8 protein-coding genes are annotated in these 9,389 nt (G+C 71.1%); 5 read left to right on the top strand and 3 right to left on the bottom strand.

Annotation, left to right across the window (positions count from 1 at the left end; translation table 11 throughout):
* Positions 1 to 108: 108 nt before the first annotated feature.
* On the bottom strand, positions 109 to 909 hold the full coding sequence (locus ACFVH5_RS06750) for an MHYT domain-containing protein (RefSeq protein WP_385832512.1): 801 nt from the start codon (positions 907 to 909) through the stop codon (positions 109 to 111).
* A 170-nt stretch (positions 910 to 1,079) separates the two neighbouring features.
* On the opposite strand from ACFVH5_RS06750, the gene ACFVH5_RS06745 reads away from it, so the two are divergent.
* The 3 genes from ACFVH5_RS06745 (at position 1,080) to ACFVH5_RS06735 (ending at position 3,303) form a co-directional block, all read left to right on the top strand.
* Entirely contained in the window at positions 1,080 to 1,688 is a 609-nt protein-coding gene (locus ACFVH5_RS06745) for a class I SAM-dependent methyltransferase (RefSeq protein ID WP_385832511.1), read from the top strand.
* Between the two features lie 253 nt (positions 1,689 to 1,941).
* A complete protein-coding gene (locus ACFVH5_RS06740; RefSeq protein WP_385832510.1) occupies positions 1,942 to 2,259 on the top strand; it encodes a hypothetical protein in 318 nt (105 codons plus the stop codon).
* A gap of 150 nt (positions 2,260 to 2,409) precedes the next feature.
* Positions 2,410 to 3,303: a hypothetical protein gene (locus ACFVH5_RS06735; protein WP_385832509.1), complete on the top strand. Its 894-nt coding sequence runs from the start codon at positions 2,410 to 2,412 to the stop codon at positions 3,301 to 3,303.
* Between the two features lie 204 nt (positions 3,304 to 3,507).
* Here ACFVH5_RS06735 and ACFVH5_RS06730 read toward each other — a convergent pair whose 3' ends face one another.
* A complete protein-coding gene (locus tag ACFVH5_RS06730) occupies positions 3,508 to 3,690 on the bottom strand; it encodes a hypothetical protein (RefSeq protein ID WP_385832508.1) in 183 nt (60 codons plus the stop codon).
* 105 nt (positions 3,691 to 3,795) lie between these two features.
* Complete coding sequence (locus ACFVH5_RS06725; protein ID WP_385832507.1) at positions 3,796 to 4,839, bottom strand: fatty acid desaturase family protein; 1,044 nt, start codon at positions 4,837 to 4,839, stop codon at positions 3,796 to 3,798.
* A gap of 271 nt (positions 4,840 to 5,110) precedes the next feature.
* Here ACFVH5_RS06725 and ACFVH5_RS06720 point away from each other — a divergent pair, with 271 nt between their 5' ends.
* Entirely contained in the window at positions 5,111 to 8,053 is a 2,943-nt protein-coding gene (locus tag ACFVH5_RS06720; protein WP_385832506.1) for a DEAD/DEAH box helicase, read from the top strand.
* Positions 8,050 to 9,318 carry an SWF or SNF family helicase gene (locus ACFVH5_RS06715; protein ID WP_385832505.1) on the top strand — a complete coding sequence of 423 codons (1,269 nt, stop codon included), beginning with the start codon at positions 8,050 to 8,052 and terminating at the stop codon, positions 9,316 to 9,318. Before ACFVH5_RS06720 ends, ACFVH5_RS06715 begins: the two co-directional genes overlap by 4 nt.
* Positions 9,319 to 9,389: the final 71 nt, after the last annotated feature.

Here is a 9,389-nt window from a genome sequence, read left to right as displayed (position 1 = left end):
CGCCGTGCCGGGCGCAGAGCCTCGTACTGGACGTACTTGGCTCTGTGCCCGGTGCGGCGAGAGGGCGTGCATGGCGTCGCCCGGCAGACGGGAATTGTCAGACAGGCCCTAGGGGACGGCACTTGAGGGCGACGCCGAGGGGCGGTCGCTTTCGACGGGCCGCTGGGCCGACGCGGAGGCCTCGCGCTCGCCCGCTGTCGGGGAGAGCGCGACGAACGCCGAGGTCAGGAAGAGATAGGACCCGAGGCCGACGGCGAGAGGGAAGACGAACTGCATCGCCGTAGCCCCGGGCAGGGCCGCCCCGGAGGGGGTGACATGGACGCCGACCGCCATCATCCCGGTGTAGTGCATGCTGCTGACCGCCCCGCCCATGACGAGCGAGGCGACGGCGACCGCGATCGGCGAGCTGATGTTGAGTGCCGCCCACAGTGCGGCGGTCGCCGCGACCACGGCGATGCCGACGGAGACTCCGACGAGCAGCGGGTCGTACCGCACCTCGCCGTGCAGCCGCAGCGCCGCCATGCCCAGGTAGTGCATGCTCGCCACTCCCAGGCCGGTGGTCAGGCCGCCGAGGACGAGCGCGCGGCCGCGGTCCCGGCCGTAGCCCACGGCGAAGACGCCCGCACCGACGACGGTGATCGCGACGAGCAGGCTGAGCACGGTGAGGGGAACGTTGTAGCGGATGTCGGTGCCGTCGACGCCGAAGCCGAGCATCGCCACGAAGTGCATGGTCCAGATGCCCGTGCCGATCGCGGAGGCCGCGGTGAGCAGCCAGTTGCGGCGTGACCGGCCACGGGCGCCGAGCGCGCGGACCGTGCAGCGCAGCCCGAGGGCGGCACCGATGCACGCCATGGCGTACGACAGCACGGGGGTCAGCCAGCCGAAGGTGGCGTGGTCCAGATGTCCCATGGCTCCGGGACGCTAGTCCGGGCCGGGGCGCACACAGGGGGCGCGTTTCGAAAGCTGTTGGAATATGGCGGAGAGGTGCGGGGGAACGATCGCGTCACGCTCGAACGTGTGCGCCGCCTCGTGTTTCGCGTCGCCGTTCGATCGTGTCGCTCACCGTGCGATGCGGGATCATGCGGTGCATGAGCGACGACCACACGCATGTCCAGGAGTTCTTCTCGGCCCGCGCGGCCGGCTGGGACGACCGGTTCCCCGACGACGGTCCGGCGTACGCGGCAGCGGTCTCCGAGCTGGGGCTGCGGGAGGGCGACCGCGTGCTCGACGCGGGCTGCGGCACGGGACGGGCTCTGCCGGCCCTCAGGGACGCCGTGGGGCCCGCCGGGGCGGTCCTCGGCGCGGACCTGACGCCGGCCATGCTGGAGGCGGCTGTACGGGCAGGCCGTGACCGGGCGGGGCAGTTGCTCCTCGTCGACGTGTCACGCCTGCCGCTGCGCAAGGAGTCGCTCCATGCCGTCTTCGCGGCCGGACTCATCGCGCATCTTCCGAACCCCGCCGAGAATCTGCGGGAATTGGCGCGGGTTGTACGGCCCGGCGGCGTCCTGGCGCTCTTCCATCCGATCGGCCGGGCCGCGCTCGCCGCGCGCCAGGGACGGCGGATCACCCCGGACGACCTGCGGGCGGAGGCCAACCTCGGCCCGCTCCTGTCCGCCTCCGGCTGGCGCATGACGTCGTACGTGGACGAGGACGCCCGTTTCCTCGCTCTGGCCGTGCGCCGACCCTGAAGCCCCGGGAAGACCGTTCTGTTCGCTGAGCCGGCCGGAGGCGTACGGGAGTGGGCCTGGCCGACGTGGCCGCGATGGCGGCTGCGGCTGCGGCTGCGGCTGCGGCTGCGATCCATGATCGGCACGCTCGACGAGGGCGTTCGGCAAGGGTTCACGACACCGCCCCCTTCTGGTGTCGAAGTTTCAACTCTACGTTGAGCAGAGACAGATGGGCGATGACCGAAGAAGCGGTATGCGGGGGAAGGTGGCCCGAATGTCCGGCACGATGGCTCGATTCCGGAAGTTCTTTTCACGTCGACGGTCGGCCGGGGCCGGGAACCCCGCGCCATCGGCCGGCTCCCGTCCGAAGAAGCAGACCCACAACCTGTTCGAGGCCGCTGCGGCCTATGTGGCGGCGGGTGTCGACGACGACCAGGACGGGGTCGACGAGGCCGCGGCCTGGGTGTCGCCGGAAGCGCTGTCGTTCGGTGTGAACGAGCTTGCGTGCCGGGCCGTCATCGCGCTCGCGCGAGAACGCGACGAGTCGCCCACCGCGGTGGCCCGAACGCTCCTCGGCCTGCCGGCCGCCTGACGGGGCCGTAAGCGGAATCAGCGCGACCGCGGGTGGTCGCTTCAACCTCGTTCTGCAGCATGAGGGCAGGTCCCCGCGTGTTCCGGCCTCGTGACAACGGCCCCGACGCGCATTAGGGTGCGCCGACGGATGTAGCGAGGGGAGGCTGGGATGACCGGGACGGACGATGAGGCAGTAGCCGTTGAGGACGACGACGCACTGTATGTACTGACGGCGGTGCTCCTGACGCCGGCACAGTTCCCCAGCGTGCTGGGCGACGACTACCCGGAGGCCTGCGCCGCGCTCGGTCTCGCGCCTCTGGCCGACGGGTACGGGCTGGTGCTGGGGCAGGACGGCGACGGCGCGCGGTGGACCGTCGTCATCGACGATGTCTCGCTGGTGGCCGTCGCCATCGCTTCCTGGGACTGCGGCATGGAGTACGACCTGTCGCCGGACGAGCGCTCGATGGTGGCCGCGCTGCCCGGGTGGCCGCTGGCCGTGGCGGTCGCGGCGCCCGGTGTGCCCGCCCCGCACGATCCCGCACCCGACATCGCGGAGCAGGCGCCGCTGTGTCCGCCGGACGCGTCCGCCTGGGGTGCGGCGCAGCGGCGCATGGGCGCGGACGAGATCGCGTTGCAGTGGGCCGTCTGGCGTGAGCAGATCGACGAGACCGAGTTCGCCGCTTCGGCGGAACGGAAGGCCGCTCCCGGTGAAGGCATCGCCCAGACTGCCGGGAACCGTGAGGCCGAAGACGGTGGCGACAAGGACGTGAGCGGCGGGGACGGCGGGCGGGTGCCGCTCACCGGTCTCCAGCGCGTCCTCTCCGAAGCCCACTCCTACGTGGACACGCCTCCGCCGCTCGGCCGTGTGCGCTCGTCGTTCGCCCCGGGGGACGCGCGGACGCTGCGCGCCGACGGGCCCGGCTGGTCGCTGGTGGCACGCACCGACGACATCGCCTTCGTACTGCTCGACGAGAAGCCGGGCGAGATCCTTACCGTCGGCCGCGGGCCCGAATTGCCCGGCCTTCTGGAGGCTCTGGACAAGATGGCCGTACGCCCGAACTGAACCCGGCACGCCGAAGTAGTGCGCCGACAGCGCCGTCGCCACCCGTGGGCCGCACCATCGGCAGGCCCACGAGCGGCGACGAGGTCAGCTCCTGTGCGCTGAAACGGAGCTGACCAAGAAGAAGCTTCCGAAGAGAAGGTGACCGAAAAGGATGTGCCTGAAGATGTTCCTGAAAGGGAACTGATCGAGCGGGTCGTGTCTGTCTCAGCGGCCCAGTTCCTTGCGGCCGACGCGGCGGAGCCTGCGCCGCTGTGAGGGGTCCAGCGTCAGATACGCCGCCGCGGGAACTCCCAGGACGATCAGCACGGCGGCCCACCAGGGCAGCCAGAAGAGCAGGATGATGCCGACCGCGACACCGCCTGCGGCTATCTTCGCGTTTCTTGACATGTGCGTAGCCTCCTTAGCGGCCACTGCCGCTCTCTGTTCTGAGAACGGACCCGCGCTCTCTGCGGTTCCGGACCGCGACCCTGATACGACCCTGAGGTGCGCCCCCTACTCGACCCTGAGGGGTTCTCCGACCTCGTACATGTGCCTCAGAGCCTGACGGTAGGAGTCAACGAGCCCCGTCTCGACGTAAGGGATACCCAACTCCTGGCAGTGTGCGCGCACCAGGGGCTGGGCGAGCCTGAGATGCGGGCGGGGCATGCTCGGGAACAGATGGTGCTCGATCTGGTAGTTGAGACCGCCGAGGAACCAGTCCGTCAGGGGGCCTCCGCGGACGTTGCGCGAGGTGAGCACCTGACGCCGGAGGTGTCCCCACCCCTCGCCGTCGGGGTCGGGCATGTCCATGCCCTTGTGGTTCGGTGCGAAGGCCATGCCCAGGTGCAGCCCGAAGAGTGCCTGGTGGATCGCGGCGAAGACGAGGGCCGTGCCCAGCGGCATGGCGCACAGCAGCAGGGTCGTGTACGCGGCGAGGTGCGTGATCAGCAGGGCGGCCTCGACCGGACGTTCACGAGGAGACCGCCGACGCAGGTCCTGGAAGCCGTGGATCTTCAGAGCGACGCCTTCGAGGAGCGTGAGCGGAAAGAAGAACCAGGCCTGGTAGCGGGTGAGCCATCGCCGGAATCCGGTGCGGTCCGCGGTCTGCCCGCTGGTGAAGACCAGCACATCGGCTTTGACGTCGGGATCCTTGTCGATGTGATTGGGGTTGGCGTGATGCCTGTTGTGTTTGTCGTTCCACCAGCCGTAGCTCAGGCCCAGCAGCAGATTCGCGTGGACGAGTCCGATCGCTCGGCCCGTCGATCGGTTGCCGGTGATCTGCGAATGGCCGGCGTCGTGGCCTATGAAGGCCGTACGGGCGCACAGGACGGCGAGCAGCGGCGCCAGGAGCAGCACCCACCAGGAGTGGCCGATCAGGACGATGCCCGTGACGACGGCTGCCAGGGCGAGCGCGTTGCCGGCGATGGTGAGCGCGTACCAGCCCTGTCGACGGTTCAGGAGTCCCTGCCCTTTGATCGTGCGCAGGAGCGGTGTGAACTCACTGGCGGCAGCGGCCCTGGAGGGCGGCTCAAGCACGACTGCGGCGATTTCGGGCATGGCTGGACTCCGGATCTCTGGAGGAAGCGGGCCGAGCGGGCAACCGGCGGGGCCTGACCTGTAGAAACGTACGGATGGGCGACCGTCGACGGCCATGGCGCCACCACCCGGGTCCGGGCGGGGGAAAGCCGGACCGCGGGGTGGACCTGACACCACCTTCAGTGAGAAGTGACTGGCATCACAGATCGGACACTTGGTTCATCCTGTGCTGCGCTGTACCCTCGGCGACCTCCACCCCCGGTAGTCAAAATTGAGGAACACGCTCATCCCTGTGCAGAGGATTCCTGCCCCCACTCCCTCCGAGATCTCCGAACTGGCGCGCTGCTGCGCCGTCTTCGTCCCCGCCGACCCGGCCCGCACGGGCAGCGTCGCCTTCTGGCTGCCCGACGGCGAGGAGCCTCCGGTCATCGGTTCCGCCGGCTACGGTTTCGGCGCCGTTCAGGGATCCGACTCCGGACCCGATCCCGACTCCGGTTCCGGCTTCGGGCACGGCCTCGGTCACGGCTCCGTGGAGGAGCTGTCCGTCGTTCTTCCCGGCGAGGACGGGGTCGAGTTGGTGAGGGTGTCGGCCGTCGTCCTGCCGGTGCGGATGGCGCTCCCGGTCCTCACGCGCGCGCGTGCCGCCGCGCGGACCCACGGTTCGACCGCCTTCTGGGGTGCCGCGGCCGTACTGGCGCTGCAGTTCGCCGCGCGCGGGCTGCTGCTGCCCGGCCTGAGCTCCGGTGATCACGACGCGTGGCGCGCGGGACCCCTGGGCTCGCGGGACCTGGAGCGGATCCGTGAGCTGGCCGCCGCGATGCCGCCGCACGCCCACGCGGTGCCCGTCGACACGACCGAACCGCTGCGGCTGCCCGATCCGGAGTGGCTGCTGCGCGCCTTCCTGGACGCCGTCGCCGACGCCCTCCCCCGCTCCCCCGCGGCGGCACTCGCCGCGGGCGGCCCGGCCTTCGCCGCCGCCGAACCGCAGCACGTGCCCGAGCATCGCGCGTGGGCGGCCGATGTCGCGGCGGGCCACGACGCCGGCGTAAGGATCTCGCTGCGCGTAGAGGTGCCGGGGCTCGCGTCGGCCGTGTCGGACGAGAACCGGTTGCCGTTCCGTGCGGTGCTGCAACTGCACAGTGTCAACGACCCGGCCCTGCTGGCGGACGCGGCCGAGGTGTGGAGCGGGTCGAGTCCGGCCTTCGGCCCGCGCGCGCGGATGGACGCCCTGCTCGCGCTGCGCCGCGCGGCCAGGGCCTGGGCACCGCTCGCACCCCTGCTGTCGGCGACCGTGCCCGACTCGATCGAACTCGCCGACGAGGAGGTCACCGAACTCCTGGGCGAGGGGGCGCGATCGCTCACGGCCGCCGGTGTGGAGGTGCACTGGCCCAGGGAACTGGCACACAAGCTGACGGCCCGCGCGGTCATCGGCCCCCCGGACGACGAGCGGGCCGGTGACGGACCGGCCTCGGACACGCCCTCCTTCCTGTCGGCCGACGCACTTCTGACGTTCTCCTGGTGGTTCGCACTGGGGGACCAGCAGCTGACGCGCCAGGAACTGGACCAGCTCGCCGAGGCGAACCGCCCGATGGTGCGGCTGCGCGATCAGTGGGTCCTTGTCGATCCGCAGGAGGTGCGTCGCGCCCGTACCCAGCACGACCGCAAACTGACGCCCGTCGACGCGCTGAGCGCCGTTCTCACGGGTTCCGCGGAGGTCGACGGCCGCCGGGTCGACGTACGGCCCACGGGGTGGCTGGCGACGCTGCGTGACCATTTGTCGGATCCGGAGGGGCAGGAGCCGGTCGGGCAGCCGCCCGCGCTGGCCGCGACTCTGCGCGACTACCAGCTCCGCGGGCTCAACTGGCTGGCCCGGATGACGTCCTTGGGACTGGGCGGCTGTCTCGCGGACGACATGGGTCTCGGCAAGACCATCACGCTCATCGCGCTGCATCTGCACCGGCAGACCGACGAGTCTGCGGCGGGCCCCACACTCGTCGTCTGCCCGACGTCCCTCATGGGCAACTGGCAACGCGAGATCGAGAGGTTCGCTCCCGGCACCCCGGTCCGCCGCTTCCACGGGTCCCGGCGGAGCCTGGAGGGCCTGGCCGACGGCGAGTTCGTCCTCACGACCTACGGCACGATGCGCCTCGACACCGCACGTCTGGCGGACGCTTCCTGGGGCATGGTCGTCGCGGACGAGGCACAGCATGTGAAGAACCCGTACTCGGACACGGCCAGGCAGCTGCGGAAGATCGACGCACGCGCGCGTGTGGCGCTCACCGGCACTCCGGTGGAGAACAACCTCTCCGAGCTCTGGGCGATCCTCGACTGGACGACACCGGGTCTGCTGGGCAGGCTCGGCACGTTCCGCAACCAGTACGCGAAGGCCGTCGAGGGAGGGCAGGATCCGGGGGCGGCGGACCGGCTCGCCCAACTCGTGCGGCCGTTCCTCCTGCGCCGCCGCAAGTCCGATCCCGGGATCGCACCGGAGCTTCCCCCGAAGACGGAGACCGACCGCGCGGTGTCCCTCTCCAAGGAACAGGCCGGTCTGTACGAGGCCGTGGTCCGCGAGACCCTGGCGGAGATCGCGGGCGCCGACAGCATGGCGCGGCGCGGACTGATCGTGAAGCTGCTCACCGGGCTGAAGCAGATCTGCAATCACCCGGCGCAGTACCTCAAGGAGGACCGGCCGAAGATCGCCGGGCGCTCCGGAAAACTGGAGCTGCTGGACGAACTCCTCGACACCATCCTCTCCGAGGGGGCATGCGTTCTGGTCTTCACGCAGTACGTGCGCATGGCCCGTCTGATCGAGCGGCATCTGAACGCGCGCGGTGTGCACTCGCAGTTCCTGCACGGAGGGACGCCCGTCCCCGAGCGCGAGGCCATGGTCGAGCGCTTCCAGGAGGGCGAAGTGCCCGTCTTCCTGTTGTCGTTGAAGGCCGCGGGCACGGGCCTCAACCTGACGCGGGCCGAGCATGTCGTGCACTACGACCGCTGGTGGAACCCGGCCGTCGAGGCCCAGGCCACCGACCGCGCGTACCGCATCGGCCAGACGCGGCCGGTGCAGGTGCACCGTTTGATCGCCGAGGGGACGATCGAGGACCGCATCGCCGACATGCTGCTGCGCAAGCGGGAGTTGGCGGACGCGGTGCTCGGTTCCGGGGAGTCGGCCCTCACCGAACTCACCGACGCGCAACTGGCCGACCTGGTGGAACTGCGAGGAGGCGCCCGATGAGCGATCCGTACGAGAACACTCCGGAGCGCGTTTTCGCCGCCCTGCCGCCCACGCAGGGCCGGGGATTCGCCCAGAGCTGGTGGGGGCAGGCCTGGCTCAAGGCGCTGGAGGACGCCACGCTGGACCTGAAGCAGCTGAAGACGGGCCGCCGGCTCGCGCGCGCGGGAGCCGTGGGCGCCGTGTCGGTCCGCCCCGGGCGTGTCACCGCCGTGGTCAACGACCGCGACCACACGGCTCATCGCGCGGACGTCCTGCTTCCGGAGCTGTCCGAGGAGCAGTGGGACCGCTTCCTGGGCATGGCGGTCGAGCGGGCGGGACACATCGCGGCACTGCTCGACCGCGAGATGCCGCCCCATCTCGTCGAGGACGCGGCGACCGCCGGTGTCGAACTCCTGCCGGGCATGGGCGATCTGGAGGCGGAGTGCGACTGCGACGCGTGGGACCACTGCGGTCACACCGCCGCCCTCTGCTACCAGGTGGCACGCCTGCTCGACCAAGACCCCTTCGTGCTGCTCCTGCTGCGCGGCCGCGGCGAGCGCGAACTCCTCGACGAGTTGCAACTGCGCAGCGTCTCCCAGGCCGAGACCGTCATAGTGCCGCAGGAGACCTACGCGGGCGTGGACGCCGCCGAGGCGTACGCGGCGGGGGACATCCTGCCGCCGCTGCCCGAGGTGCCTTCCGTGCCCGCGGAACCGGGCCTGCCGCCGTCCCTGGACACGGAAACCGACCCCGCTCCCGGGGTCGATCCGTCCGCGCTGGAGTTCCTGGCGGCACAGGCCACTTGTGAGGCGCACCGGCTGCTCGTCGACGCACTCAGGGCGGGCCACGAGGAGCGCGCCGCGGAGGCCGAACTGACGCCCGCGCAGGATGCCGTACGGCTGGCGTCGGGCGGACCCGAGGTCCCGGTGGCCGCCCGGCTCGCCGAGGGCTCGGGGCGCGACCGCGAAGGGCTGGCGCTCGCGGTCCGCTCCTGGGAGTACGGGGGTGCGGCCGCACTCGACGTACTGGAGACGGACCGGCCGGCGGAGGCGGAAACGCTCGCACGCGCGCGTGCGGTCCTGGAGTCGGCCTGGGAGGAGGACGAACGGCCCGTCCTGCGCGCGTCCCGCAGTCGCTGGACCGTGGTCGGCGGACAGACCCAGCTCCGGCTGGGGCCGGACGGCCGCTGGTGGCCGTACCGCAAGGAACGAGGTCGCTGGGCTCCCGTCGGCCCGGCCTCCCAGGACCCGGCGACAGCCCTGGCCCTGGCCGACGGGCGGGAGTGACACCTGACCGAGGGCCGGGTGCGGCACCGGCTCGTGGGACGGGCGGGGCACAGGACCGTGGGCTGGCGACG

Origin of the sequence: Streptomyces sp. NPDC127119 (assembly GCF_042677425.1) — a bacterium.
Classification (GTDB): Bacteria; Actinomycetota; Actinomycetes; order Streptomycetales; family Streptomycetaceae; genus Streptomyces.
This window is presented reverse-complemented; position numbering and strand designations above follow the sequence as displayed.